This window comes from Methyloceanibacter superfactus (genome assembly GCF_001723305.1).
GTDB lineage: Bacteria > Pseudomonadota > Alphaproteobacteria > Rhizobiales > Methyloligellaceae > Methyloceanibacter > Methyloceanibacter superfactus.
This window is the reverse complement of the sequence record NZ_LPWF01000002.1, coordinates 1-25,519: the sequence shown is the minus strand read 5'-3', so window position 1 is coordinate 25,519 and position 25,519 is coordinate 1. Positions and strand designations below refer to the sequence as shown.

The following is a 25,519-nucleotide window of genomic DNA, read 5'->3' as shown; positions in this document are numbered from 1 at the left end:
TTCTAAGCGGACAAGTCTGCCAGCATGACCTGAGCGGAATTTCGTCCAGGCGCCATGGTGATGCCCGGGCCTGGATGACTGCCCGAACCGCAGAGATAGACGTTCGGGATGGGCGCCCGATACTGCGCGAGCTCTGGCAGTGGACGCATTGAGCCGATCTGATAGGGCAGCATCGCGCCATGCGTCACCGTGCCATGAACGGCGCTCACCATCAGGCGTTCGATGTCGACGGGCGAATGCACGACCCGCTTGAGGATATTACCCTTCAAATCCGGTGCATATGTTTCCGTGAGATAGTCGATGAGATAGTCGGCGTAGGGCTCCTTCACCTCATCCCATGTTCGACCATCGATTTTACCGGTTGCGTCGCCAGTAATGTCGTAGGGCACGTTGTGCACAAGGAGTTTCATGACGGCCTTGCCGGCCGGCGCTCGACTGGGATCGATCGTCGAGTCGTTCATCATTGCCACGAAGGGATGAGCAGGCAACTGGCCGCTCCGGCATTCCGTGTAGATGCGAGACAAATATTCGAACGACGGCTCCGATGTGTGCACATAGGCGCTGGCTTGCGCATCCGGTCCGGCCGCGTATGTCACGGGTGCATCGAGCGCCAGATAGATGACCAGATACGCATCGCCCCATTCGTAACGCCGCATCTTGGCGACAAGATCGCGTCCGACGCCCTCCTCGCCGAGAAGCTCAACGATGAGTTGGCGCGGATCGACATTGGACGCGATGACGCCCTGAGGCGTGAGGCCGATGTCCTCGCCACTCGTCAGCCGCACCCCTGTTGCCCGGCCATTCTCGACTAGAATTTTTGCAACGCGGACGCCGGTGCGAGTCTCGCCGCCGTGGGATCGCAAATATCCCGCGAGCGCCAGCGGCAGATGGTGCATGCCGCCCTTCACTGCCCAGCTACCCAGCTCCTGAATGAGCGATGCGAACAGCCAGGCCATATGGCCGCCGCCGACGTCATCCGGCGCGAGGCCGACATGACAGGCCCACGCGCCGATAAACAAGCGCGTTTCCTTACACTCGAAGTGTTCCTCGCTCCATGAGCGAATGCTTTGCAGTCCGGCGCGGTACGTATCCATTCCGCCGGGGCGCGACGCCAAGTCGTCGACTTCAACCGCGAGCGGAGTGGGCGGCGAGTTCATCCAACGCGCGATGTCGTCCTTCGCCTCAACAAAATCGCCTGCAAGTCGTCTCCATACTTCTGCATCCGCCTTCGAGTACCGGCCAATGCTGGCGACGGTATCCTCCACCTCACGATGCATCGAAATCATCCCGCCACCGGAAAACACGTGGGAATAGTTGATATCCGGACGAATGAGCTCGAGGCCATAATCGGACAGCCCCAATTCTGCGGGCACGGGGGACAGGTTGGCGAACTGAAAGCCAAACGCGTGCACGTCCGATCTGAAGCCGGGCAGCGTTAGCTCCTCGGTCGTCGCCATGCCGCCGACCGTATGATACTGATCGAGGACGAGTGTCCGCAGCCCAGCGCGTGCCAGGTAGCAGGCGCAGGTCAATCCGTTATGTCCGGCGCCGACAACGATCGCATCATACGCCTGGCTCATGATTTCCCCTGACGTTAGGCGCTCCTGGCCGCGACCTTCTTCTCGATCACGTCCCATATCATAGCGGCGATGTCGGCCCCGCCGAATTGCTGCACCTGGCGGATGCCGGTGGGCGAGGTCACGTTGATCTCGGTGAGGTAGTCGCCGATCACGTCGATGCCGGCGAAGATCAGCCCGCGCCTCCTGAGCTCCGGCCCGAGCCGCGCGCAAATCTCCTTCTCGCGTGGCGTCAGCGTCGTGGCCTCCGCCGTGCCGCCTACATGCAGGTTGGAGCGCGTCTCGTCGGCGGCCGGCACCCGGTTGATGGCGCCGGCGAACTGGCCGTCCACCAGGATGATGCGCTTGTCACCCGCGCGCACCTCGCGCAAATAGCGCTGCACCATGATCGGCTCGCGGAACGTCATGCCGAGCAGCTCGATCAGCGAGTTGAGATTGGTGTCGCCCTCGGCGATGCGGAAGATGGCGGCGCCGCCATTGCCATAGAGCGGCTTCACCACGATGTCCTTATGCTCGTCGCGGAAGGCGCGGATCTCATCGGGTGAGCGCGTCACCAGCGTCGGCGGCATGAGATCGAGAAAGTCGAGCACGAACACCTTCTCGGGCGAGTTGCGCACGCTCGCCGGGTCGTTCACCACCAGCGTCCGCGGCTGCAAGCGCTCCAGCAGATGCGTCGTGGTGATGTAGGCCATGTCGAAAGGCGGGTCTTGGCGCAGCTGCACCACGTCGAACGTGGCGAGATCGACGCTACGCGGATGCGCCAGGCGATAATGGGCGCCAGGCTTGTCCTCCACCGTCAGGCTGTGACCTTGCGCCATGAGCTTGCCGTCGCGTAGCGAGAGATCGGCGGGCGTGTAGTAGAACACGTCGTGCCCGCGCCATTGCGCTTCGAGCAGGAGTGCGAAGGTGGAATCGCCCCGGATATCGATGCGCTCGATGGGGTCCATCTGAAAGGCGACTTTGAGAGCCATGGCGGTCTATGGGTTCCTCGTGAATGCGCGGGGAGGCTCGCGCCAAAGGGCGGTCCACGTCAAACAGGAAATGCATTTTCCAAATGGCGGGGCCAGGTCCATGGCGCGGTCAGCACCACGTCGAAGCGCATGTCGTATCCGGCAAATTCGGGATGGCTTGCGAGCCAATATTGCGCGGCGCGCACGATGCGCCGCCGCTGCCGGGTCGGCAACGTCCACGCCGCGTCGTCTTGGGACTTGCGCCGTTTCACCTCGACGAAGGCGAGGCTCCTGTTTCTCAGCGCCACCAGGTCGATCTCGCCTACCGGCGTCTTGTAGCGCCGCGCCACGATTGCGTAGCCCTTGAGGCGGAACAGCGCCGCGGCGAGCCGCTCGGCGAAGACCCCGCGGCGATAGGCTCTCGTCCGCGCCGCCCGCATGATCAGTCCGACTTGCGCGTCAGCGTCAGTCCGAGCTCGTAGACGCGGGCGCGCTTGACCTGCAGCGCGTCGGTGACGCCGCGCACCGCATCGCGGAAGCTCAAGGATCGAAGCGCGTGGCTGAGCTCGGCGATGATCTTCTCGTCGGTGACCTCGTTCTCCTCCTCGGTCGGCGGCGCGATCACCACCACGAACTCGCCCTTCTGCGTCTCGCTTTCCTCGGTCTCGCCGGCGAGCGTGTCTAAGCGCCCGCGCGTCACCGTCTCGTGGAGCTTGGTGAGCTCCCGGGCGATCACCGCGTCCCGCGGCCCCAGCACCTGCGTCATTTCGGCCAAGCTCTTGGCCAGGCGCGGTCCCGTCTCGAACAGGATCAGCGTCGCCGGCACGGCTTTCAATTCGGTGAGCCGCGCGCGCCTCGGGCCCGATTTCGGCGGCAGGAAGCCGGCGAACAGGAAGGTGTCGGTTGGCAGGCCGGCGCTGGTCAGGCCGGCGAGCACGGCGGAGGCGCCGGGAATGCTGGTCACCGTCAAGCCCTGGTCGAGCGCCTCGCGCACCAATTTGTAGCCGGGATCGGAGACGAGCGGCGTGCCGGCATCGGAGATGAGCGCCACCGCGGCGCCGCCGCGAATGCGGGCGAGAAGCTTGGGCCGTTCCCGCTCGGCATTGTGCTCGTGATACGGCGTCATCTCCGCATGGATGTTGAAATGCGAAAGCAGCCGCAAGGAGTGGCGAGTGTCCTCGGCGGCGATCACCGATGCGCGCGCCAGCACCGACAGCGCCCTGAGCGAGATGTCGGCGAGATTTCCGATCGGCGTCGCCACGAGATAGAGCCCGGGCGGCAGCGGCCGTGCCATCAGCTCGGCAAGCGACTCAGAAGCGCGCGCGATCGTCCGCGCCGCGGCGTCGTCATGGCGATGATCTGGTTGATGATCTTGCACGCGCTCGCCTGCATTTGCCGGCCGCTCCAAGGACTTATCCTGCGTCAAGGAGCAGCGCGCCTTGCCCTGGTCGCCGAAACGTTACGTGATATAGTCCGCCCGCGTCCATCAAGATTGAGCCATAGTTGCGGTCAAGGCTTCGTCCGGCGCCATCGGCCACCTGCGACGGGCGTAACGATGGACCGGCACCAAGGGCGCGATAAGCGCTCTCCCGCTAAGCACAAGAAGGGGCCATGCGGCTTCCACAAACTCTTCGTCAGCATCTCGGCGCCATCAAGCTCGTGCTCGCCACCATGGTGGTGGCGGCCCTTTTCGCCGCCTGCGGTGCACCTGGTGGTGGCGGTGGCCCGACATTTCCCGGCGGTACCGTCACGGACGCGCCGGGCACGGTCAAGATCGCGCTGCTCCTGCCCATCACCGCGCCCGGCTCGACGCGGAACGTGGCCAAGGCGATCAAGCAGGCGGCCGAGCTTGCGCTCTTCGATTTCGATAACCCGAACATCTCGCTGGTGCCGAAAGACACCAAGGGCACGCCCGACGCGCCCGCATCGCCGCCGAGGACGCGGTGAAGGACGGCGCCGAGTTGATCATCGGCCCGCTCTTCGCCCAAGAGGTCCGCAGCGCCGCACAAGTGGCGCGCCGCGCCGGCATACCCATGATCGCCTTCTCGAGCGACGAGAAGGTCGCCGGCAACGGCGTCTTTCTGTTGAGCTTCCTGGCGGGGCGCGACGTGCCGCGCATCGTCTCCTTCGCCATGTCGCGCGGCAAACGCAACTTCGCGGTCCTGGTGCCACAAACCGCTTACGGCCGCATCGCCGAGGCTGCCTTTGCCAAGGCCGTGGCGTCGGGTGGCGGGTCCGCCCCGGTCCGCGCCAGCTTCGGTTCCGGCAACATGTCCGGCGCGGTTCAGCAGATCGCCAATGCCGTCAAGTCGGGCCGGCAGATCGATGCGCTGTTCCTGCCCGCTGGGCGCGAGGAGCTGCCGTCGCTGGCGCCGCTGCTGGCCCAGGCCGGCATCACCAGCGCCAAGCTGCAATTCGTCGGCACCGGCCAATGGGACTATCCGAATGTCGGCCGCGAGAAGGCGCTGATCGGCGGCTGGTATCCGGCGCCGGACCCCAAGGGCTGGAGCAACTTCGCCCAGAGCTATGCCAAGACCTTCGGCGGCACGCCGCCGCGCATCGCCAGCCTCGGCTATGACGCCATGAGCCTCGCCGTGTCCCTGGCGCAGAACCCGCAAGGTCAGCGCTATGCGTTTTCGCAGCTCACCCGCGCCAGCGGCTTTGCCGGCGTCGACGGCTTGTTCCGCTTGCTGCCGGACGGCACCTCCGAGCGCGGCCTCGCCATTCTCGAAGTGCAGGACGGCGGCCCGCGAATGATCGACGCCGGCCGCGCAGCTTCGCCACCGCATCGACTTATTAGTTAGGCGGCAAGCTCGAGGATCAGCCGCTCGAGCACGAGCCGGCCGGATTGCGTCGCCTTGAGCCGGGTACCGTCGCGGGCGAGCAGCCCATCGCCCTCCAAGGCGTTGAGCTGCGCCTCGTCGAGCGCCCTTCCGCCGAGCGCCTTCAACCGGGCGAGATCCATGCCCTCGGCCAGGCGCAAGGCCATCAACAGATATTCCTCGGCGGTCTCCGCGGTGCTCAGCGCCTCGTCGCTGGTGAGGCCATGACCGCGCGCCTCGACTTGGGCGAGCCAGCTCTCCGGCGACTTGATCGTGGACAGCGCGCGCTTGGCGCCGCCTTCGGTGATGCGTGCGTGAGCGCCGGCGCCGATGCCCGCATAATCGTGACCCCGCCAATAGAGCAGGTTGTGGCGCGATTCCGCGCCGGGCCGCGCGTGGTTGGAGATCTCGTAGGCCGGCAAGCCCGCCGCCTCGCAAAGTTCCTGGGTCAGGAGATACAGCGCGCTCGCCTTCGTGGCGCCGGGCACGTGCAGGGTTCCGGCAGCGTGGCGCGCGGCGAATGGCGTGCCGTCCTCGATGGTGAGCTGGTAGAGCGACAGGTGATCACCCGCGTGCTCAAGCGCTCGCGTGAGCTCTTGCGCCCAAGCCTCCGCGCTCTGGCCTTCGCGCGCATAGATCAGATCGAACGACACTCGGCCGAAATGTTTGTGGGCGATCCTGAGCGCGGCAAGCGCCTCGTCCGCCGTATGCAGCCGCCCCAGCGCCTTCAGGCTGGCATCGTCGAGCGCTTGAACTCCGAGCGACAGCCGGTTCACGCCGGCGGCGGCATAGCCCGCGAACTTCTCCGCCTCGACGCTGGTGGGATTGGCCTCGAGCGTGATCTCCGCGTCGCCGTCGACGGCCCAATGCGCGGCGATGGCCGCGAGGATCGCCTCGACCGTGCGCGGCTGCATGAGCGACGGCGTACCGCCGCCGAAGAAGATGCTGGACACGCTACGGCCGGGCGCGCGCGCCGCGAAATGCGCAAGCTCGGTGAGATAGGCGTCGAGGAACCGCGCCTCATCGATGCCGCCGTGGCGCACATGAGAGTTGAAGTCGCAATACGGACATTTGGCCTGGCAGAACGGCCAGTGCACATAGACGCCGAACGGCTCGCTACTCGGCATTGGAATAGGTTGCGTCCATCATCTGCTCGAAGGCGCGCATCCGGTGGGACAGCGCGTTCTTGAGCGCGGGCTCCATCTCGCCGAAGGTCTCGTTGTGGCCGTCCGGCACGAAGATGGGATCATAGCCGAATCCGCGTGACCCGCGTGGCGGCCAGGTGATCGACCCGAACACCTTGCCGACGAACACCACATCCTGGCGGTTGGGCGCAGCTAGGGCCAGCGCGCAGGTGAAATTGGCACGCCGGTAGGCGCCGCCGGTCGCCTCCAGCTCGTCATGTACCCGGTCCATGGCGAGACCGAAATCGCGGGTGGGACCGCCCCAGCGGGCCGAGTGGATGCCCGGCTGACCGCCGAGCGCCTCCACCCTCAGCCCGGAATCGTCGCCGATCGCCATCAGGCCCGAGGCGGCGGCGGCCCGCGCCTTGAGCAGTGCGTTCGCCTCGAACGTGGTGCCCGTCTCCTCGGGCTCGGCCAGATCGAGGTTGCCGGCGGCCACGCATTCGATGCCGAACGGCGCGAAGAGCTCGCCGAACTCCCTCACCTTGCCCTCGTTGTGGCTGGCGATGACGAGCTTCGAGCCGCGATGGAGTGCGCCGGGACTAAGCAACGGTCAGCTTCTGCAATTCGACCAGCTCGGCGATGCCTTGCCGGGCCAGCAGCATGAGCGAGTCGAATTGCTCTTGGCTGAACGGATCGGTCTCCGCCGTCCCTTGCACCTCGACGATCCCGCCCGCGCCCGTCATCACGAAATTGGCGTCGGCGTCGGCCTCGGAGTCCTCGGCATAGTCGAGGTCGAGCACCGCCTCGCCGCCGTAAAGCCCGCAGGACACGGCGGCGACGTGATCGCGCAGCACCCCGTCCTTGGTCATGTTCCGCGCCGCCATCCAGGCCAGCGCATCGTGCAGCGCCACCCAAGCGCCGGTGATCGAAGCTGTTCGCGTGCCGCCATCCGCCTGAAGCACGTCGCAGTCGACGATGATCTGCTTCTCGCCGAGGCCCTTGAGGTCGGTGACCGCGCGCAGCGAACGGCCGATTAGCCGCTGAATCTCCTGGGTACGGCCCGATTGCTTGCCGGAGGCGCCTCGCGCCGCGTGCGCTGGTTGGTGGCCCGTGGCAGCATGCCGTATTCGGCCGTCACCCAGCCGCGGCCGGACCCCTTCAGCCACGGCGGTACCGATTCGCCGGCCGTCGCCGTGCACAACACATGGGTCTCGCCGAAGCGGACGAGGCAGGAGCCTTCGGCATGACGCGAGACGGCGCGTTCGAGGCTGATGGGACGGAGCGCGTCGTAGGCGCGTTTGGACGGGCGGATGATAACGAGGTCTCCTCAAAGCCTGGCTGAAGCCGCGCACCCTATAGGGCGCTCCGCCGGGGGAAAAGTCCTTTCCCCAACTGTTGCGGGGGCCAGCCTTGTGCGGGCCTGAGGGAGCGGATACGACCGTAAAGATGGGCTGGTGCGACGAAGTTCTTGGATTCCGCGACCCCTCTGGCGGTGAAGCCGAAGCCTTACCCTCCAGCGCCGAGGTGGAGGCGCGGCTCGCCTCGGTGCCCGTCGCTGATCTGGTGCGCGCCTGGCGGGAGGTGAGCCTCGTCGACCTGCGCCACCAGACCGACGGAACCACGCTTCGAGATGTATTTCGACGGCCTCGCCCAGGATGACCCGGAGCGCGCGGTCGCGTTCATCGCCGCCGACGAGCTCGACGATGAGCCCGACGACGAGATCGTGGCCTTGCTGGCCGAAGGCAAGCTGCTCGGCCAGCTTCTCAACGTCCATGCCCCGCGCGTCGCCGGCCGCTTGCAGGAATTGGCCCTGCGGCAGCCGCGCTTGCGCTGGCTGATGGGGCGCCTAGCGGGATCGATCGCCGGCGGCCTGGTCGTGAGCTCCGAGGCCAAGCGGCGCCTGCTCGCCATCGCCGACGAGCCGGCCTTCCGGAAATGGCGCGACAGCCGTCTCAGCGACGACGAGCCGACCGACTTCGCCGCTCTGCCACTGAAGGATCTTGCCGCCGCCTGGGTCGAGATCACCGTGCGGTCCGACCGTGATAGGGAGCGGGACCGCAATTGGTATGCGCTGTTCGATTTCCAGAGCGACCTCGTCAGCAATGATCCGCTGGCGGCTCTCGAGCTGGTGAAGGCGATCCTGGCCATCGAGGAGAACCAGAACGTGCTGGGCCTGCTTGCCGCAGGCCTGCTCGAGGATTTGCTGCCTGATGAGGACGGTCCCGTCATCGATGCCGTCGTCGCCGAGGCTGAACGCGATCTCCGCTTCCGCAACCTGCTCTGCGGCGTCTGGTTCTACGGCATGAGCCCCGAGGTGACCGAGCGCCTCGAAAAGGCGAGAGGCGAAGTCCAGTGATGGGCGCGGAAATGGCGGACGGCGCACCGACGCCCAGCGCACCGCCGGCGCCCGCAGCCGACGCCACGCCGATGATCGCGCAATATCTGGAGATCAAGTCGGCCAATGCCGACAGCCTCCTATTCTATCGCATGGGCGATTTCTACGAGATGTTCTTCGACGACGCGGCGGTCGCCTCGCGCGCGCTCGGCATCGCGCTGACCAAGCGCGGCAAGCATGGCGGCGAGGACATTCCCATGTGCGGCGTGCCGGTGCATGCCGCCGACGACTATCTCCAGCGGCTGATCGCCCAAGGTTTCCGGGTCGCCGTCTGCGAGCAGACCGAGGATCCGGCCGACGCCAAGAAGCGCGGGCCCAAATCCGTGGTGCGGCGCGACGTGGTGCGGCTGGTGACGCCAGGCACCCTGACCGAGGAGTCGCTGCTCGACGCGCGCGCACACAATTTTCTCACCGCGCTGTTCCGCGCGCCTGCCAAGGAGAACGCCGAGCCTTCGTGCGCGCTGGCCTCGATCGACATCTCGACCGGCGAATTGATCGCCGCCTCGGTGCGCTTGAGCGATCTTCCCGGCGAGCTCGCCCGCATCAAGCCCGGTGAGGTTTTGGTCGGTGACGACATGGCGGGCGATGCCGAGATACGCCGTCTCATTGACGAGGCGGGAGCGGCAATGACGCCGAGCCCGCGCGCGCATTTCGACTCCGTGCGCGGCGAGCGCGCCTTGAAGGAACGGCTCGGCGTGGCCGCGCTCGATGCCTTCGGCGATTTCACCCGCGCCGAGCTTGCTGCGCTTGCCGGCCTCCTGACCTATGTGGAGATCACCCAGGTCGGCCGGGCGCCGCTGCTGCGGCCGCCGCGCAAGGAGATCGCCGGCAGTCTTCTCGTCATCGATGCGGCCACCCGCGCCAATCTGGAGCTCGCCCGCTCCAACCAAGGCGCGCGGGCGGGAAGTCTCTTGGCGGCCATCGACCGCACGGTGACCGCCGCCGGCGCCCGGGAATTGGCGAGCCGCCTCGCCAGCCCATCGACCGACATCGACCTGGTCAATGCGCGCCTCGACGCCGTCGCCTATCTCGCCGGCGAGCCGCGCCTCCGCCAAGCCGTGCGCGAGGCGTTGAAGGCGGCGCCCGACCTTGCCCGCGCGCTGGCGCGGCTGGCGCTCGGCCGCGGCGGCCCGCGCGATCTCGGCGCGGTGCGGTGCCGCCATCCTCGCCGCCCACGATCTTGGAGCGCATGTGTTGCGCGTCGGCGAGGCCTGGGCCTGCCGCGCGAGCTGATGGGGATCGTTGAACGGCTTGCCGCCGCACCGATCGGGATCGAGCAATCGCTGGCGGCGGCGCTTCATGAGGAGCTTCCCGTCAACGCGCGCGACGGCGGTTTCATCCGCAAAGGTTTCAACGGCGATCTCGACGAGCATCGCGCTTTGCGCGACGGCAGCCGCCAAGTCATCGCCGGTCTGCAAGCGACCTATGCCGACGCCACCGGCGTCAAGGGCCTCAAGGTGCGCCACAACAATGTGCTCGGCTATTTCGTCGAGGTGACCGCCCTGCATGCCCCGACGCTGACCAAGCCGCCCCATGTGGAGACCTTCATCCACCGGCAGACCATGGCGAACGCCGTCCGCTTCTCGACGCCCGAGCTCGCCGAGCTCGAAGCGCGCATCACCTCCGCCGCCGATCGCGCGCTGGCGCTCGAGCTCGACATCTTCGCCAAGCTCGTCGGCGAGGTCCTGGGTCAGGAGCAGGCGTTGTCGGCGGCGGGCGCCGGTCTCGCCGAGCTCGATCACTATGCCGCGCTCGCCGAGTTGGCCGCGGAGGAGAATTATGTGCGGCCCAAGATCGACGGCAGCCTCGTCTTCGCCGTCGACGAGGCCCGCCATCCCATGGTCGAGCAGAATTTGCGGCGCGGGCAGGGGGCCGGCTTCATCGGCAACGATTGCCGGCTGGGCGAGGAAAGCGGCGGCGGCACGCGCATCCTCGTGGTGACCGGCCCCAATATGGCTGGCAAGTCAACCTTCCTGCGCCAGAACGCGCTGCTCGTGGTGCTCGCCCAGGCCGGCTCCTTCGTGCCGGCGAAATCCGCCCATATCGGCATCGTCGACCGCCTGTTCAGCCGGGTCGGCGCGGCGGACGATCTGGCGCGCGGCCGCTCGACCTTCATGGTGGAGATGGTCGAGACGGCCTCGATCCTCAATCAAGCCACGGAGCGATCCTTCGTGGTGCTCGATGAGATCGGCCGCGGCACCGCGACCTTCGACGGCCTATCGATCGCCTGGGCGGCGCTCGAATATCTGCACGAGGTGAACCGCTCGCGCGTGCTGTTCGCCACCCACTACCATGAGCTGACCGCGCTCGCCGACAAGCTCGCCCATGCCGCCAACGCCACGGTCGAGGTCAAGGAGTGGCGGGACGAGATCGTGTTTCTCTATCGCGTCGTGCCTGGCGCCGCCGACCGATCCTACGGCATCCATGTGGCGAAGCTCGCCGGGCTTCCCGCGCCTGTCCTGGCCCGCGCCGGCGAGGTGCTGAACGAGCTGGAGAAGGCCGACGGACGGCCAAAACCTACCGATTTGGCCGACGATCTGCCGCTGTTCCAGGCCACCAAGCCGGCGCCTGGCCTGTCGGAGCCCTCGGCGCTCGAGCAGGCGCTTGGCGCCCTCAATCCCGACGCCATGACGCCGAAGGAGGCGCTCGAGGCCCTGTACCGGCTTAAGACCATGCTTGAAAGCGAAGCGTAAAGCGGTGATGTGCTAGAGTCTTCGCCCGCCATGGACCAAACCGCACCAAAATCCGCGCCTCACCTGCCGGCGCCTTATTTCGACTTCGATCTCCTGCGCCAGGAGACCGCGAAGCTGGCGAAAGCGCATGAGCCGCAGGATACGCAGCTCCGCGCGGCGCTGGTCGGCTACCTGAAGCCGCTCGTCGAGAAAGCCCATACGGCCGCCAAGCGGCAACTGGAGCAGGACGGCGACGGCCGCGCTTGCGCCCAAGGCCTGTCCGATTTCCAGGACGCGCTGATCCGCCTCACCTACGATTTCACCACGGAGCACGTCTATCAGTCCAAGAACCCGTCCACCGCCGAGCGCATGGCGGTGGTCGCGCAAGGCGGCTACGGCCGCGGACTTCTGGCGCCGGGCTCCGACATCGATCTCCTGTTCCTGCTGCCCTACAAGCAAACCGCCTGGGGCGAGAGCGTCGCCGAATACATGCTCTATTTGTTGTGGGATCTCGGCTTCAAGGTCGGCCATGCCACGCGCACCATCGCGCAATGCGTCCGGCTCAGCCTCGCCGACATGACCATCCGCACGGCGCTGCTCGATGCGCGTCTCATCCTCGGCGACGAGCAGTTGTTCGACGATTTCCAGCAGAGCTTCCGCAAGGACGTCCTGGACGCCGATGCCCGCGCCTTCATCGAGGCGAAGCTCGCCGAGCAGAACACCCGCCATTCACGCGCCGGCGCCTCGCGCTATCTTGTTGAGCCCAACATCAAGGAAGGCACCGGCGGCTTGCGCGATCTGCACACGTTGCACTGGCTCGCCAAGCATCTCTATCCCGACAAGGCCGAGGAAGAGTTCGTCGAGGCTGGCGTCTTCACCCGCCATGAGTATCGCAGCTTCCGCCGCTGCGAGTTCTTCTTGTGGACGGTCCGCTGCAATCTGCATTTCCTCACCGGCCGGCCCGAGGAACGCCTCAGTTTCGACCTGCAGCGTGCCATGGCCGACCGTCTCGGCTATCGCGGTCATGCCGGCTTGAGCGCGGTCGAGCGCTTCATGAAGCACTATTTCCTCGTCGCCAAGGAAGTGGGGCAGCTGACGCGCATCGTCTGCTCGGCGCTCGAGATCAAGCAGTTGAAGTCCGTGCCGAGCCTCGACACCCTGCTCGGACCTTTGAGCTGGCGCCGCCGCGCCAAGCTCCGCCGCACCTCGGATTTTCGCATCGAGAACGGCCGCATCTCCACCGTCGACAAGGACGCCTTCGTCAAGGACCCGGTGAACTTCATCCGCCTGTTCGTCTTCGCCGACGAGAACCAAGCCGCGTTCTCGCCCGAGGTGCTGCGGCAGCTCCGGGCCAATTTCCGCCTGATCGACGACGATCTGCGCAACGACCCGACCGCGAACCGCTTATTCTTGAAGCTAATCACCGACGGGCGCGATCCCGAAGGGACCTTGCGCAAGATGAACGAGGCGGGCGTGCTAGGCCGCTTCTTCACCGACTACGGCCGCGTCGTTTCGATGATGCAGTTCAACATGTATCACCACTTCACCGTGGACGAGCATTTGATCCGCACCATGGGATTCCTCTCCGGCATCGAGCGCGGTCGCCTGTCGATCGACCATCCCGTGTCGAGCGAGGTGGTGCGCACCATCGACAACCGGCGCGCGCTCTATGTCGCGGCGTTTCTGCACGACATCGCCAAGGGCCGCGACGAAGATCATTCCATCGCCGGCGCCCGCATCGCCCGAGAGCTGGGGCCGCGCCTGGGATTGAACGCGTCGGAGACCGAGACCGCGGCCTGGCTCGTCGAGCATCACTTGACCATGAGCTTGTTCGCCCAGAGCCGCGACCTGAACGACCCCAAGACCATCCGCGACTTCGCCGAGATCGTGCAGAGCCGCGAGCGGTTGAAGCTCCTCTTGATCCTCACCGTCGCCGACATCCGCGCCGTGGGCCCCGATACCTGGACCGGCTGGAAGGGCCAGCTCCTGCGCACGCTCTATTTCGAGACCGAGCCGCTGCTCGGCGGCGGCCACACGACCCTGACCCGCACCGAGCGCATGTCCCGCGCGCAGGACGCCTTGCGCGAGCGCCTGGCCGGCTGGCCCCATCAGGACCTCGAGCGCTTCATCGACCGGCATTACCCCGCCTATTGGCTGCGGACCGATCTCGACGTCATCGCCGAGCACGCCAAGCTGGTGCGCGACGCCGAGGCGCAGAACCGCACCGTGGTCACCCATATCTCCACCGACGCCTTCCGGGGCGTCACCGAGGTGACGCTGCTCGCGCCCAACCATCCGCGGCTCCTGGCGATGGTCGCGGGCGCTTGCACCGGCGCCGGCGCCAACATCGTCGACGCGCAGATCTCCACCACCCGTGACGGCATGGCGCTCGACACGATTCATCTGGAGCGCGAGTTCGACCAGGCGGAGGACGAAGAGCGCCGCGCGCGCAAGATCGCCGTCAATATCGAGCGCCTGTTGAGCGGCGAGGCTCGCGCCGCCGACGTGATGGAGAACAAGAGGAAGCCGAAGTCGCGGCTGTCCGCCTTTACCGTCGAGCCGCAAGTGGTGTTCGACAACACCCTGTCCGATGCGCTGACGGTCATCGAGATCAACGGTCTAGACCGTCCCGGCCTGCTCTATGACGTGACCCGCGAGATTTCCGACCTCAATCTCGACATCGCCTCGGCGCATATCGCCACCTTTGGCGAGAAGGCCGTCGACGTCTTCTACGTGACCGACCTCAAGGGCAAGAAGATCACGAGCTCGAGCCGCGAGTCGCTGATCCGCGAGCGCTTGACCAAGGTGCTCGTGACACGCCAGGAATCGGCGCTCGCCTCCATGTAGCCGCGTTGTCCTTCCTCTTGCCGGGCCGCAAGGCCTGGCGCATCAGAGTACGCCATGAAGCTTTATCGCGGGTTCGCCACCGTCGGCGGCATGACCGTCATCAGTCGTGTGCTCGGCTTTGTCCGCGACATGCTCATCGCCGCCGTGTTGGGCGCCTCGTCCATCACCGACGCCTTTTTCGTCGGCTTCCGCGTGCCCAACATGTTCCGGCGCATCTTCGCCGAGGGCGCCTTCAACGCGGCATTCATCCCGCTCTTCACGAAGAAGCTTCACGCCCAAGGTGACGCCGCGGCGCGCGACTTCGCGGCGCTGGCGCTGAGCGGGCTCACGCTGGTGCTCTTTGCTTTCGTAATCCTGGCCGAGATCGCCATGCCCTGGCTCATGTTGTTGCTGGCGCCGGGCTTCGCCGAGGACCCGGACAAGTTCCGCCTTGCCGTGCTCTTGGGTCGCATCGCGCTCCCCTATCTCGTCTTCATGTCGTGGGTTGCGCTCTATACCGGGCTCCTCAACACACTCGGCCGTTTCGCCGCGGCTGCCTTCGCGCCGAGCCTGCTCAATGTCGTGCTGATCCTCGTATTGCTCGGGCTGGTGGCGACGGGAACCGGCGAGCAGACCATCGCCGGCGTGGCACTCGCCTGGGGTGTCGTGGTCTCAGGCCTGCTTCAGGTCGCGGTCGTCGCCTTCGCCGCGATCCGCGCCGGGCTCCGTCTCAAGCTCGAACGGCCCAGATTCACGCCGGACATGAAGCGCCTGCTCCAACTGGCGGTGCCCGGAATGATCGCCGGCGGCATGGCGCAGATCACCATCGTCATCTCGACGATCATCGCGAGCCTTCAGGACCGCGTCGTGTCGTGGCTCTATTACGCCGACCGCATCTTCCAACTGCCGCTTGGCTTGATCGGCGTCGCCGTTGGCGTGGTGCTGCTGCCGGACCTCAGTCACAAGCTCCGCACAGGCGATCATAGAGCGGTCATCGACAGCGAGAACCGCGCGCTCGAATTCTCGCTCCTGTTGACGGTGCCCGCCGCGGTGGCCCTGTTCATCGCCTCGTGGCCGATCATGCGCGTGCTGTTCGAGCGCGGCGCCTTCACCACGGTCGATGCGCGCGCCACCGCCGGCATGCTCTCCGCGCTCGCAATCGGCCTGCCGGCCTATGTGCTGATCAAGGCGCTTCAGCCGAGCTTCTTCGCCCGCGAGGATACCAAGACGCCGATGATCTACGCGGGCATCGCCATGGCGGCCAACGCGGCCTTGAGCTACGCGCTGTTCGTCATCTTGGGTGCCGTCGGCATCGCCATCGCCACGAGCCTCACCGGCTGGATCAACGTGGTGCTGCTCGCGGCCGAGCTGCGCCGCCGCGGCGAATTCGAGCTCGACGATCAATTCCGCCGTGCTTTCGTCGGCATCGTCCTGGCCAGCCTCGCCATGGGAGCCGTGCTGTGGGGCCTGACGGCCTGGCTCGATCCGTGGTTCACGCCGGATCGCGGCCTGCTCGTGCAGATTTTCGCGCTCGCAGGGCTGATCGGCGTCGGGCTCGGGACCTATCTCGTCGTGGGCGCCTTCGCTGGCGCGCTGAAGCCCCGGACCCTGCTCAAGGACCTGCTCGGCCGCTGATTTCCGCCAAAAAAGCGTGGTTTGCCTCCGCGCCGCTCTCCGCTATGTTGCAGCGCAACAAAAGCGGGGAATTGCCATGGAAGGTCGGCCGCGCCGTAGCGCGCTCTATATGCCAGGCTCCAACACGCGCGCGCTGGAAAAGGCGAAAGCCATCCCGGCGGACGCGCTGATCTTCGACCTCGAAGACGCCGTGGCGCCCGATGCCAAAATCCAAGCGCGCGAGCAAGTCTGCGCCGCCGTCAAGGAAGGCGGCTATGGCGGCCGCGAGGTGGTGATCCGGGTGAATGCGCTGGAGACGCCCTGGGGCGCTCAAGACATCATCGCCGCGTGCGAGGCCGCGCCCGACGCGATCCTCGTGCCCAAGGTGATCCATTCCGGCGACATCATCTCCGCCGCCAAGCTCCTGCAAAGCGTGCACGCGCCGGAGAAGGTGCGGCTGTGGGCCATGATGGAGACGCCCATGGCCATCCTCAACGCGCGCACCATCGCCGCCACCGCCGTCTACAAGGACAACCGCCTCTCCTGCCTCGTCATGGGCACCAACGACCTCATCAAGGAATCGCGCGCCCGGGCGCTCCACGACCGTTTTGCCGTGGTGCCCTGGCTCGCCATGACGCTCGTCGCCGCGCGCGCCTACAAGCTCGACATCATCGACGGCGTCTATAACGACTTCCGCGACGAGGTGGGCCTGCGCGACGAGTGCGAGCGCGGCCGCATCCTCGGCATGGACGGCAAGACGCTGATCCATCCGAGCCAAGTCGGCCCGTGCAACGAGATCTTCTCGCCGACCCAGGAGGAGGTCGACTGGTCGCGTCAGGTCATCGACGCCTTCGGCCAGCCGGAGAACGAGAAGAAGGGTGTCATCGTGGTCGACGGGCACATGGTGGAGCGGCTGCATTTCGCCATGGCCCAGCGCACCGTGGCCATCGCCGAGCAGATCCGCCAGATGGAGAAGGCTTGCGGCTAGCTGTCTGGTCCTTGCGCTGAGTGCGCTTGCGCGAAAGCCTGCCCCAAGCCATAACGCGCGGGCCATGCAAGAGAACAGCAAACATAAGCCCCGGGTCTTCTCGGGCGTCCAGCCGACGGGCAATCTCCATCTCGGCAACTATCTCGGCGCCATCACCCGCTTCGTGGCGCTTCAGGACGAGCATGAGTGCCTGTATTGCGTGGTCGATCTCCACGCCATCACCGTGTTCCAGGACCCGGACGAGCTGACCCACAACACGCGCGAGGTCACGGCGGCCTTCATTGCCGCAGGGATAGATCCCACCCGCCAGATCATCTTCAATCAGAGCCAGGTGTCAGGGCACGCCGAGCTCGCCTGGATCTTGAACTGCGTGGCCCGCCTCGGCTGGCTGAACCGCATGACCCAGTTCAAGGAGAAGGCCGGCAAGGACCGCGAGAACGCGAGCGCGGGTCTCTATGTCTATCCGAACCTCATGGCGGCCGACATTCTGCTCTATCACGCGACCCATGTGCCGGTCGGCGAGGACCAGAAGCAGCATCTCGAACTCGCCCGCGACATCGCCCAGAAGTCAAACAACGACTTCGCCAAGACCATTGCGCGCGCCGACTATCCGGGCGGCTTCTTCCCGCTGCCCGAGCCGCTGATCGCCGGACCGGCGACGCGGGTCATGAGCTTCCGCGACGGCACCAAGAAGATGTCGAAGTCAGACCCGTCGGATCTGAGCCGCATCAACCTCACCGATGACGCCGATGCCATCGCCAAGAAGATCAAGAAGGCGAAGACCGATCCGGAGCCGTTGCCGTCCGAGGTGGAGGGGCTCGAGGCGCGCGCGGAAGCCGACAACCTCATCGGCATCTATGCGGCGCTTCAGGGCACGCAAAAAGATGTGGTGTTGCGTCAATATGGCGGCGCGCCCTTCTCGAAGTTCAAGGAAGCGCTGGCCGAGCTCGCCACGGAGAAGCTCACGCCCATCGGCGACGAGATGCGCCGGCTCCTGGCCGATCCGGTCGAGATCGACCGGATTCTCGCCGACGGCGCCTCTCGCGCGCACGCCATTGCCGATCCGATCCTGGCCAAGACCAAGGACATCGTCGGCTTCATCCGCAGCTAGAGCCTAAGCCTCGACCCCGGTGCCGATGGGGCAGGAGACGCCCGTGCCGCCGAGCCCGCAATAGCCGGCCGGGTTCTTGGCCAGATACTGCTGGTGGTAGCCCTCCGCAAAATAGAACGTGGGCGCAGGCTTGATCTCGGTGGTGATGGGTCCCATGCCGCTCGCGCGGAGCGCCGCCTCATAGGCCGCTTTGGACGCTTCCGCCGCCCGCCGCTGATCCTCGGACGTGTAGTAGATGCCGGAGCGGTACTGGGTGCCGACGTCGTTGCCCTGGCGCATGCCTTGGGTCGGGTTGTGGCTCTCCCAGAAGACTTTCAGCAGTTCGTCATAGCCGATGCGCTTCGGGTCGAAGACCACGAGCACGGCCTCGGTATGCCCTGTGCGCCCGGAGCACACTTCCTCGTAAGTGGGGTTGGGCGTCGATCCGCCCGCATAGCCCACCGCCGTCACGGTGACGCCGTCGAGCTCCCAGAATTTTCGCTCCGCGCCCCAGAAGCAGCCGAGGCCGAAGATCGCCGTCTCGGCGCCTTCCGGGTAGGGGCCTTTCAGGGCGCCGCCGAGGACGTAATGCTGCTCCGCCGTGGGCAGGGGCTCGGCGCGCCCGGGCAGGGCCTCGTCGGGCGAGGGAATAGAAAGAGGTTTGCGTGAGAAGCTGAACATGGAGGTCTCCGTTTGGCCGTCCCCCCGAACGTCCGGCTAGTTGATGAACACCTCGACCGGCTTGCGCTTTTGGCCGAGCCAATAGAGGAACACGCCGAGAATGCCGAACACGACCCAGGTCGGCGCGCTCAGGATGGCGACGATCACCGGGTCCCACAGCCATTTGCCGACGGTGGTCTCGATCCAGGTCTTCGAGACGGTCAGCGTGTCGGGCGCCAGCTGCCGCCACTGCTCGCCCATGGGCGTCACCACCCACGCGCCGCCCCCCGCCAGGCTCTTGGTGGCGTCGACGACGGCGGCGACCATGGCGAGCAACAGCAGCCAGACGCCGAGAATGCGAAGGATCAGAAGCATGAGCGATAAGTGGCCAATCGCGAGTTTCCGATTACATAAGCCATCGTCCGATCACGTTCAAACGGTGCTTTGGTCACGTTCCGGCGATCTCGCAAGGCTCGCTTGAATGGGGAGGGCGCTTCGGTATAGTGCGCCGCTTTCCGGAAGCATTCCTATTCTGGGAGAGGTGGCCGAGTGGTTGAAGGCGCACGCCTGGAACGCGTGTAGGCGGGTAACCGTCTCGAGGGTTCGAATCCCTCTCTCTCCGCCAGGAATGCGCCTGCAATGCCCGCGGTTCGCCGTGCCGTGCCCGATGCCTCACTCCTGACATCAGCGGTCGGGACAATCGCTGCCAGCTTAGCCGCGCCAGCACGAGATGGCCTCGATGATCACCCTTTACGCATTCGGCGAGGCGTTCGGGCTCCCCGACATGAGCCCGTTCGTGACCAAGGTCGAGACTCTGCTCAAGATGGCCGGGCTCGATTATCGAGTGCAGACCGGAGGCTTCAACAAGGCGCCGAAGGGCAAGCTGCCCTATATCGAGGACGACGGCGAGGTCATCGCGGACTCGACCTTCATCCGCGAACACCTGGAGAAGAAATACGGCATCGACTTCGATCGCGGGTTAGACGCCGAGCAGCGCGCCGTCGCTTGGGCCTTCGAGAAGATGCTGGAGGACCACGCCTATTGGGCGTTCCTGCACTCCCGCTGGGTTGACGAGAACAACTTCCGCGTCACGTCGGGCTACTTCGATCGGGTGCCGATGCCTATGCGTCTGGTCGTCCGGCGTATGGCGCGGCGGCAAATTCGATCCGAGATCCAGGGCCATGGCATGGGGCGCCACACGCCGGAGGAGATCGTCGCGCTCGGTACGCGGTCGCTCGATGCCGCGGCGACGTTCCTCGCCGAAAAGCCATTCATGATGAGCGCCGAGCCCACCGGTCTCGATGCCACCGTTTTCGCCTTTGTCGTCGGCGGGCTCTGTCCTTCCTTCGAGACGCCGCTGCGCGGCGCGGTCGAAGGCCACGGCAATCTCAAGCGCTATGTCGGACGCATGGCCGAGCGATTCTTTCCGGAGCAGACGGAGATCGCTCGCTGGGTCGCTTGAGGTCGTCCTACCAGTAGTCCGGCACGAAGTTCTGGTCCTCCATCGGCGGGCGCACATAGTCGTCGGCCTTGGGCCGCGGCGGGAGTTGCGGCGGGGTCGGCGTGAGATCGCCATACTCGACCATGCTGAGCAGATGGGTGATGCAGTTGAGCCGCGCCAGCTTCTTGTTGTCGGCCTTCACCACATACCAGGGCGCCTGCTTGATATCGGTATGGGCGAACATGGTGTCCTTGGCGCGCGAATAGTCGACCCAGCGCGACCGCGACTCCACGTCCATCGGGCTCAGCTTCCAGCTGCGAGTGCGGTCGTTCATGCGCTTCTGGAAGCGCCGCTCCTGCTCCTCGTCGCTCACCGAGAACCAGTATTTGACTAAGATGATGCCGGACCGCACGAGCATGCGCTCGAACTCGGGGCAGCTGCGCAGGAACTCCTGATATTCGATGTCGCTGCAGAAGCCCATCACCCGTTCGACGCCGGCGCGGTTGTACCAGCTGCGGTCGAACAGGACCATTTCGCCGGCGGCCGGCAGATGCGGCACGTAGCGCTGGAAGTACCATGACGTCTTATCGCGTTCCGACGGCGTCGCCAGCGCCACGACGCGGCACAGACGCGGATTGAGACTCTCGGTGATGCGCTTGATGACGCCGCCTTTGCCGGCGGCGTCGCGCCCCTCGAAGATCACCACGACACGCAGCTTCTCGTGCTTGATCCACTCCTGCATCTTGACCAGTTCGACCTGAAGGCGCGCGAGTTCCTTCTCATAGGCCTTGGTGCTGATCTTCTTGGTCTTCGCCTTAAGGTCCCCGACATGCAGGTCGGCGGCGGCGAGGTCCTCGTCAGAGAGATGTTTGCCGTTCTTTTTCTGCTTCTTGGCCTTCTTCGCTTCCTTGGTCATGGCGTCCACGGTCACCCCCACTTCAGTGTGTGCCGGGGGGCGGAATGACTACAGCTGAGGCGCGCCCCGGGAAAATCGCCGCATTCTTGTGCAGCGCAAACGCGACATCGCGCTTGCGCTACAACCGGAGCAAGTTGTGCAATGCATGTGCCAGCGGTTGCAAGCAGGGCGCGCGAGGTTCTGTGTGGAAGCCTACTCGGCCGCCGCCCCCCGCCTAGGGGCAGTCGGGCCCGAGATACTTGCCGTCGATATTCACGCCCATGTGGCTTATGGCGCCCAGCGGCGGATCGAAGGTCGTTTTCAGGATGGCGTGATAGCGGGTGTCGAAATCGCCGGTGAAGGTGGTGCTGATGGTTTGCTTGCCCTCTTTGGTGGTGCACACCACATCGACGATGACGCCCTCGTTGAGCGGCGTCAGCTTGGGTTCGGTGCAATCGCCGCCCTCGGGCCGCACGATGTCGTCGTCCTCGCCGATGCAGACTTTGATCTTGGTCATGCCGGAAACGGGCGCCACTGTGGTGATCTCCCAATAGCCGGGCTTGCGCGACGGTACGGCGTCGATGGCCGCGTGAAGCGGAGCGGCGGATAGCAGGGCCGTGCAGAGCGCGGCGCCAAACAGAAGATGTCTCATGCGGCCCTCGTGATTGTTGCGGGAAGCCCTCTTGCGGGACCTTTGTGCTGTGACAGAGAACCGAGACGCCGCCAACGGCCGGGACCGGGCATCGTGCCAAAAGGGCGCCGGCACTCTTCCTCGATCTGCATTGGCAAAATTCAATCGCCGCGCGATTGTCACGCCCAGGCTTTCGGCCCATGACAAATCTGGGCTGAAGTGACATGTGTCCCGCCATGACCGATGACGATGTCCTTGCGATCCTGGAGAAGCGCCTCGGCCGGCGGCACGCGCGCCAGCGCCTCGGCATCGAGAGGGATCATGAGGCGCAGGTCTTCGGCCAAGGCATCAACTTCTTCCATATCGAGAACCTGACCCTGGGGCACATGGCGATCCGCGCCGTGCTCATGGCCACCGGTCTCTATTGGCGGGGCTTGCGCAACGCGGCGAAGGTCGAGCTCAAGCGCAATGTCATTGGTGTCCCGCGGTTGCCCGAGGCTTTCGACGGCTTCACCATCCTCCAGCTCACCGACCTCCATGTCGACATGAGCGAGGCCGCCATGGCGCGCGTGATCGAGCTCGTCAAAGATCTCAACTACGATCTCTGCATTCTGACCGGAGACTATCGCGGCAAGACTTGGGGCCCGTATGAGGCGTCGCTCGCCGGCATGGCCAAGGTCTGCGCCGCCCTGAAGGGCCCGGTCTATGGCGTGCTCGGCAATCACGACACCATTCTCATGGTGCCGGGTCTGGAGCAGATGGGCGTGCGGATGCTTCTCAACGAGGCCGAGATCGTCGAGCGTGAGGGCAAGCGCATTCATCTCGCCGGCGTCGACGACGCGCATTTCTATCGCATGGACAATATCGAGAAGGCGGCGGACGCCATTCCCCACGAGGAGTTCTCGATCCTCGTCACGCATACACCGGAGATCTACCGGCAGGCCGCGCACGCCGATTTCGACGTGCTGCTGAGCGGCCACACCCATGGCGGCCAGATCTGCCTTCCGGGTGGGATCCCCATCACGCTGAGCGCGGTGCTGCCCCGCGGCTTGGGCTCGGGGGCCTGGCGCCACCACGAGATGATCGGCTACACCGCCGTCGGCGCCGGCTCGTCCGTCGTGCCGGTGCGCTTCAACTGTCCGCCCGAGATCACCCTGCACCGGCTCACCCGGACGGACGCCGGTCGCGCCGGTCAATAAGGCTCGTCGCGGATGCCGAGCTTGAACAGGATGCGGGACACGATCAGCGAAGCGACGAAGAAGATCGCCGTACCGGTCACGATGTCGAGAACGGTCACCGGCAGCAGTAGCCGGCTCGCGATAAACGGAAACAACGATTCCGGAATGTGATCGAGTCCGATCGCCCGGCTGCTTGACGGAAGTCCCAGCCGCCGTTTGGTGAAGCTGGAGACGAGGTCTCCGGCCATGGCCGCGATGGCGACCACCAAACCGATCTCCCAGCCCATTCCCAGCAGCATGGCGGCGATGGGTGTTGCCACGAGACAAACCGCAATGCCGCGGATGGTTTTCGTGGATCCAAAGAGAGGCCGCCCGTCGACGAACCTGGCGCCGCCATCGAGCGGCTGGGCGAGCGTATCTCCGAGCAATCTTTTGGCGAGGGGCGGCGCGGCATTGGCCACGGTCACCAGCACGAGAAGCTCGAAGATCAACATTGGCTGCATGGAGGAGATCCCTGCTGGTTCGCCGGCCAACCCGCCTCGTCCGATCGCTCAAGTCGCTAGTCTCTAGGGCACCAGTCTCTAGGGCATATGGCCCCTCGGGGCTGGCGCGGCGAGACAAACGGGCAAATTGCCCCCTTGCCTCAACCCCGCCGTTTGGCCCAAGTCTCCCCAACTCAGTCACGTCTGCCCGCCTTAGTCTTGCAAAGGCTCACGCGTCATGTCGACGGAAGCGCACAACGACAGCCCCTCAACCGGCGCGGCCCCCCGCACCGCGGTGGCTGTGCTCGCCGCCATCAGCGTCTGTCACATGCTGAACGACGTGATCCAGTCGCTGATCATGGCGATCTATCCGATGCTGAAGACGGGCTTGGCGCTCGACTTCGCGCAGATCGGGCTCATCACCTTCACCTTCCAGGCCACCGCCTCGGTGCTGCAGCCGCTCGTCGGCTACATCACCGACCGCTACCCGACTCCTTACTCCTTGGTGGTCGGCATGGGGTCTTCGCTCCTCGGCCTGATCCTGATCGCCTTCGCCTCCACCTATGCGGCCGTGCTTGTCGCCGCGGCGCTGATCGGCATGGGCTCTTCGGTGTTCCACCCGGAATCCTCGCGCGTGGCGCGCCTCGCCTCGGGCGGCCGCCACGGCATGGCACAGTCGGTGTTCCAGGTGGGCGGCAATTTCGGCACGGCGCTCGGGCCGCTGCTCGCCGCCTTCGTCGTGCTCCCCTACGGCCAAGGCACCATCGCCTGGTTCTCGGTGGTGGCGCTGCTCGGCATGGTGCTGCTGACGGGCGTCGGCACCTGGTATGGCAAGACCCTGAAGCTGAAGCGCGCCGCGCCCGCCGAGGAGCGCGAGGCCATCGCCGCGCTTGGGCGCCGCAAGGTGGCGATTTCGATCGGCCTGTTGGTGACGCTCACCTTCTCCAAGCACTTCTACTTGGTGTCGATCACGAGCTTCTATATTTTCTACTTGATCCACACCTTCGACCTGCCGGTGCAGACCGCGCAGCTTTATCTGTTCCTGTTCTTGGGCGCGGTCGCGGCTGGCACGGTGATCGGCGGCCCGATCGGTGACCGTATCGGCACGCGGCGGGTGATCTGGTGGTCGATCCTCGGCGTGCTGCCCTTCACCTTGGCGCTGCCGTATGTGGGGCTATTTGGCACAGCCGTGCTCAGCGTGATCATCGGCGTCATCCTCGCCTCCGCCCACCCGGCCATCATCGTCTACGCGCAAAGTCTCTTGCCGGGCAGGGTCGGCATGGTGGCGGGGCTGTTTTTTGGGCTCGCCTTCGGCATCGCGGGCATCGGCGCGGCCCTTCTCGGCCGGCTCGCCGACGCCACCTCCATCACCTTCGTCTACCATGTGTGCGCCTTTTTGCCCGCCATCGGTCTGCTCGCGGCCTTCCTGCCAGAGACCGCCAAGCCAAAGCCGCCCAAACACGAGAAAAATGCGGGGACCGAGGCGATCGTCTCCCGCCAGTTGACAAGATAACGACGCCTCATCTTCTGCGCCCGCCGCTTCTGTTCAAAAAGCGTCTTGGTTTTGTCTTAGGGGTCTTCTCTCAGGGCGGGACCAGGAGCGGGCGCTTCTCTCTAAGGCTCGCGCCAATGTTGAATGAGTCGGGCCGTGTCCGCAAATGCGAGACTCGACAGTCGGTTGGGGGTAATATGACGGCCGAGCGCCAAGGCTGAGGCTGCGTTTGGCGCTTTTCCGTATCAGTTTTTGCGTACTTGCCGGGCGGCGGTCGGCGGGCCTAAGGGCTTGCGGTCATTCCCCTCCTCGGCATGGCGTTCTGTTCTGTTGAGGTCAGTTACTAGGGGGCGATTCGATGCGTGATATTCGCGGGGACCTACAAGACCGTGCCAGCTTCCTCGAGGAGCAAATAAATGGAGCACAGGCACAATTCGAAAAACTAATCGAGCAGTTGAAGCGGGAGCATCAGCCAAGGTCGAGGACCTTCAGGCCGAGCTCGAGGCCGTGACGACGCTCATGGAGGTCGAGTATCGGCGGCTGACCAGTGCGGCGCCGGTGCAAGACGAGCGCCGCCGCGCGGCACCGCCTGAGGCCGAACCGCGCCGACAGGCGCCCCTGCCGCAGCGTCCGAGGCCGAGCACCGTCCGGTACAGCATGCCGAGCACTATCGGAGGCC

23 protein-coding genes, 1 tRNA gene and 1 pseudogene are annotated in these 25,519 nt (G+C 65.6%); 12 read left to right on the top strand and 13 right to left on the bottom strand.

The window, feature by feature from the left end; genetic code table 11:
* Positions 1-2 precede the first annotated feature (2 nt).
* From AUC69_RS00120 to rsmI, 4 genes are read right to left on the bottom strand one after another with little or no spacing between them, the layout of a single operon-like run.
* Positions 3-1,580 carry a phytoene desaturase family protein gene (locus tag AUC69_RS00120; RefSeq protein WP_069440361.1) on the bottom strand — a complete coding sequence of 526 codons (1,578 nt, stop codon included), beginning with the start codon at positions 1,578-1,580 and terminating at the stop codon, positions 3-5.
* Between the two features lie 14 nt (positions 1,581-1,594).
* Positions 1,595-2,548, bottom strand: a complete 954-nt coding sequence (gene gshB, locus AUC69_RS00115) for a glutathione synthase (protein WP_069440360.1) — start codon at positions 2,546-2,548, stop codon at positions 1,595-1,597.
* Between the two features lie 59 nt (positions 2,549-2,607).
* Positions 2,608-2,967: a YraN family protein gene (locus AUC69_RS00110; protein WP_069440359.1), complete on the bottom strand. Its 360-nt coding sequence runs from the start codon at positions 2,965-2,967 to the stop codon at positions 2,608-2,610.
* Positions 2,968-2,969: 2 nt separating this feature from the next.
* Positions 2,970-3,905 (bottom strand): 16S rRNA (cytidine(1402)-2'-O)-methyltransferase, encoded by a 936-nt coding sequence (rsmI, locus tag AUC69_RS00105; RefSeq protein WP_069440425.1) that lies wholly within the window; start codon positions 3,903-3,905, stop codon positions 2,970-2,972.
* 233 nt (positions 3,906-4,138) lie between these two features.
* Between rsmI and AUC69_RS15760 the strand changes: the two genes are divergently transcribed.
* Positions 4,139-4,474 carry a hypothetical protein gene (locus AUC69_RS15760; RefSeq protein ID WP_083238931.1) on the top strand — a complete coding sequence of 112 codons (336 nt, stop codon included), beginning with the start codon at positions 4,139-4,141 and terminating at the stop codon, positions 4,472-4,474.
* Positions 4,471-5,331 (top strand): penicillin-binding protein activator, encoded by an 861-nt coding sequence (locus AUC69_RS00100; RefSeq protein ID WP_244500012.1) that lies wholly within the window; start codon positions 4,471-4,473, stop codon positions 5,329-5,331. Before AUC69_RS15760 ends, AUC69_RS00100 begins: the two co-directional genes overlap by 4 nt.
* Here the strand turns inward: AUC69_RS00100 and hemW are convergent.
* The 3 genes and pseudogenes from hemW to rph all read right to left on the bottom strand — a co-directional run bounded on the left by hemW (position 5,328) and on the right by rph (position 7,788).
* The gene (gene hemW, locus AUC69_RS00095; RefSeq protein WP_069440358.1) at positions 5,328-6,476 is read right to left on the bottom strand and encodes a radical SAM family heme chaperone HemW; all 1,149 of its coding nucleotides are present in this window, start codon (positions 6,474-6,476) and stop codon (positions 5,328-5,330) included. The two genes, AUC69_RS00100 and hemW, sit on opposite strands and share 4 nt — an antisense overlap.
* On the bottom strand, positions 6,466-7,083 hold the full coding sequence (gene rdgB / locus AUC69_RS00090) for an RdgB/HAM1 family non-canonical purine NTP pyrophosphatase (RefSeq protein WP_069440357.1): 618 nt from the start codon (positions 7,081-7,083) through the stop codon (positions 6,466-6,468). Before rdgB ends, hemW begins: the two co-directional genes overlap by 11 nt.
* A pseudogene (rph, locus tag AUC69_RS00085) lies at positions 7,076-7,788 on the bottom strand (ribonuclease PH). The gene rdgB and the pseudogene rph overlap by 8 nt, the downstream one beginning before the upstream one ends.
* Before the next feature lie 318 nt (positions 7,789-8,106).
* Between rph and AUC69_RS00080 the strand changes: the two are divergent.
* The 6 genes from AUC69_RS00080 to trpS all read left to right on the top strand — a co-directional run bounded on the left by AUC69_RS00080 (position 8,107) and on the right by trpS (position 18,082).
* Positions 8,107-8,832 carry a DUF6869 domain-containing protein gene (locus AUC69_RS00080; protein WP_069440356.1) on the top strand — a complete coding sequence of 242 codons (726 nt, stop codon included), beginning with the start codon at positions 8,107-8,109 and terminating at the stop codon, positions 8,830-8,832.
* Positions 8,832-11,564 carry a DNA mismatch repair protein MutS gene (gene mutS, locus AUC69_RS00075; RefSeq protein ID WP_244500022.1) on the top strand — a complete coding sequence of 911 codons (2,733 nt, stop codon included), beginning with the start codon at positions 8,832-8,834 and terminating at the stop codon, positions 11,562-11,564. The genes AUC69_RS00080 and mutS overlap by 1 nt, the downstream gene beginning before the upstream one ends.
* Positions 11,565-11,594: 30 nt before the next feature.
* Positions 11,595-14,390, top strand: coding sequence for a [protein-PII] uridylyltransferase (locus tag AUC69_RS00070; RefSeq protein ID WP_069440355.1), 2,796 nt, complete (start codon positions 11,595-11,597; stop codon positions 14,388-14,390).
* Positions 14,391-14,444: 54 nt separating this feature from the next.
* Positions 14,445-16,004 (top strand): murein biosynthesis integral membrane protein MurJ, encoded by a 1,560-nt coding sequence (gene murJ / locus AUC69_RS00065; RefSeq protein WP_069440354.1) that lies wholly within the window; start codon positions 14,445-14,447, stop codon positions 16,002-16,004.
* Between the two features lie 76 nt (positions 16,005-16,080).
* Complete coding sequence (locus tag AUC69_RS00060) at positions 16,081-16,971, top strand: HpcH/HpaI aldolase/citrate lyase family protein (protein WP_069440353.1); 891 nt, start codon at positions 16,081-16,083, stop codon at positions 16,969-16,971.
* Between the two features lie 64 nt (positions 16,972-17,035).
* On the top strand, positions 17,036-18,082 hold the full coding sequence (gene trpS, locus AUC69_RS00055; RefSeq protein ID WP_069440352.1) for a tryptophan--tRNA ligase: 1,047 nt from the start codon (positions 17,036-17,038) through the stop codon (positions 18,080-18,082).
* Positions 18,083-18,085: 3 nt separating this feature from the next.
* Here the strand turns inward: trpS and msrA are convergent, their stop codons facing one another.
* Together msrA and AUC69_RS00045 are read right to left on the bottom strand one after the other, a co-directional pair.
* Entirely contained in the window at positions 18,086-18,742 is a 657-nt protein-coding gene (gene msrA / locus AUC69_RS00050; protein WP_069440351.1) for a peptide-methionine (S)-S-oxide reductase MsrA, read from the bottom strand.
* Positions 18,743-18,778: 36 nt separating this feature from the next.
* Positions 18,779-19,096, bottom strand: a complete 318-nt coding sequence (locus AUC69_RS00045) for a hypothetical protein (protein ID WP_069440350.1) — start codon at positions 19,094-19,096, stop codon at positions 18,779-18,781.
* Positions 19,097-19,256: 160 nt separating this feature from the next.
* Between AUC69_RS00045 and AUC69_RS00040 the strand changes: the two genes are divergently transcribed.
* Both AUC69_RS00040 and AUC69_RS00035 read left to right on the top strand, forming a co-directional pair.
* A tRNA-Ser gene (locus AUC69_RS00040) sits at positions 19,257-19,346 on the top strand.
* Between the two features lie 114 nt (positions 19,347-19,460).
* Positions 19,461-20,183 carry a glutathione S-transferase family protein gene (locus tag AUC69_RS00035; RefSeq protein WP_069440423.1) on the top strand — a complete coding sequence of 241 codons (723 nt, stop codon included), beginning with the start codon at positions 19,461-19,463 and terminating at the stop codon, positions 20,181-20,183.
* Between the two features lie 7 nt (positions 20,184-20,190).
* On the opposite strand, the gene ppk2 is transcribed toward AUC69_RS00035, so the two are convergent.
* Both ppk2 and AUC69_RS00025 read right to left on the bottom strand, forming a co-directional pair.
* The gene (gene ppk2 / locus AUC69_RS00030) at positions 20,191-21,093 is read right to left on the bottom strand and encodes a polyphosphate kinase 2 (RefSeq protein WP_280136604.1); all 903 of its coding nucleotides are present in this window, start codon (positions 21,091-21,093) and stop codon (positions 20,191-20,193) included.
* Between the two features lie 199 nt (positions 21,094-21,292).
* Positions 21,293-21,709, bottom strand: a complete 417-nt coding sequence (locus AUC69_RS00025) for a DUF3617 domain-containing protein (RefSeq protein WP_069440349.1) — start codon at positions 21,707-21,709, stop codon at positions 21,293-21,295.
* A gap of 215 nt (positions 21,710-21,924) precedes the next feature.
* Between AUC69_RS00025 and AUC69_RS00020 the strand changes: the two genes are divergently transcribed.
* The gene (locus AUC69_RS00020; RefSeq protein ID WP_069440421.1) at positions 21,925-22,887 is read left to right on the top strand and encodes a metallophosphoesterase; all 963 of its coding nucleotides are present in this window, start codon (positions 21,925-21,927) and stop codon (positions 22,885-22,887) included.
* Here AUC69_RS00020 and AUC69_RS00015 read toward each other — a convergent pair.
* Positions 22,881-23,369, bottom strand: a complete 489-nt coding sequence (locus AUC69_RS00015) for a CDP-archaeol synthase (protein WP_069440348.1) — start codon at positions 23,367-23,369, stop codon at positions 22,881-22,883. The two genes, AUC69_RS00020 and AUC69_RS00015, sit on opposite strands and share 7 nt — an antisense overlap.
* A 217-nt stretch (positions 23,370-23,586) precedes the next feature.
* Here AUC69_RS00015 and AUC69_RS00010 point away from each other — a divergent pair, with 217 nt between their 5' ends.
* Positions 23,587-24,861 (top strand): MFS transporter, encoded by a 1,275-nt coding sequence (locus AUC69_RS00010; protein WP_069440347.1) that lies wholly within the window; start codon positions 23,587-23,589, stop codon positions 24,859-24,861.
* A gap of 467 nt (positions 24,862-25,328) precedes the next feature.
* On the opposite strand, the gene AUC69_RS17790 is transcribed toward AUC69_RS00010, so the two are convergent.
* Positions 25,329-25,519: hypothetical protein (locus tag AUC69_RS17790; protein WP_204377223.1), on the bottom strand; the 191-nt coding region annotated here is incomplete at its 5' end.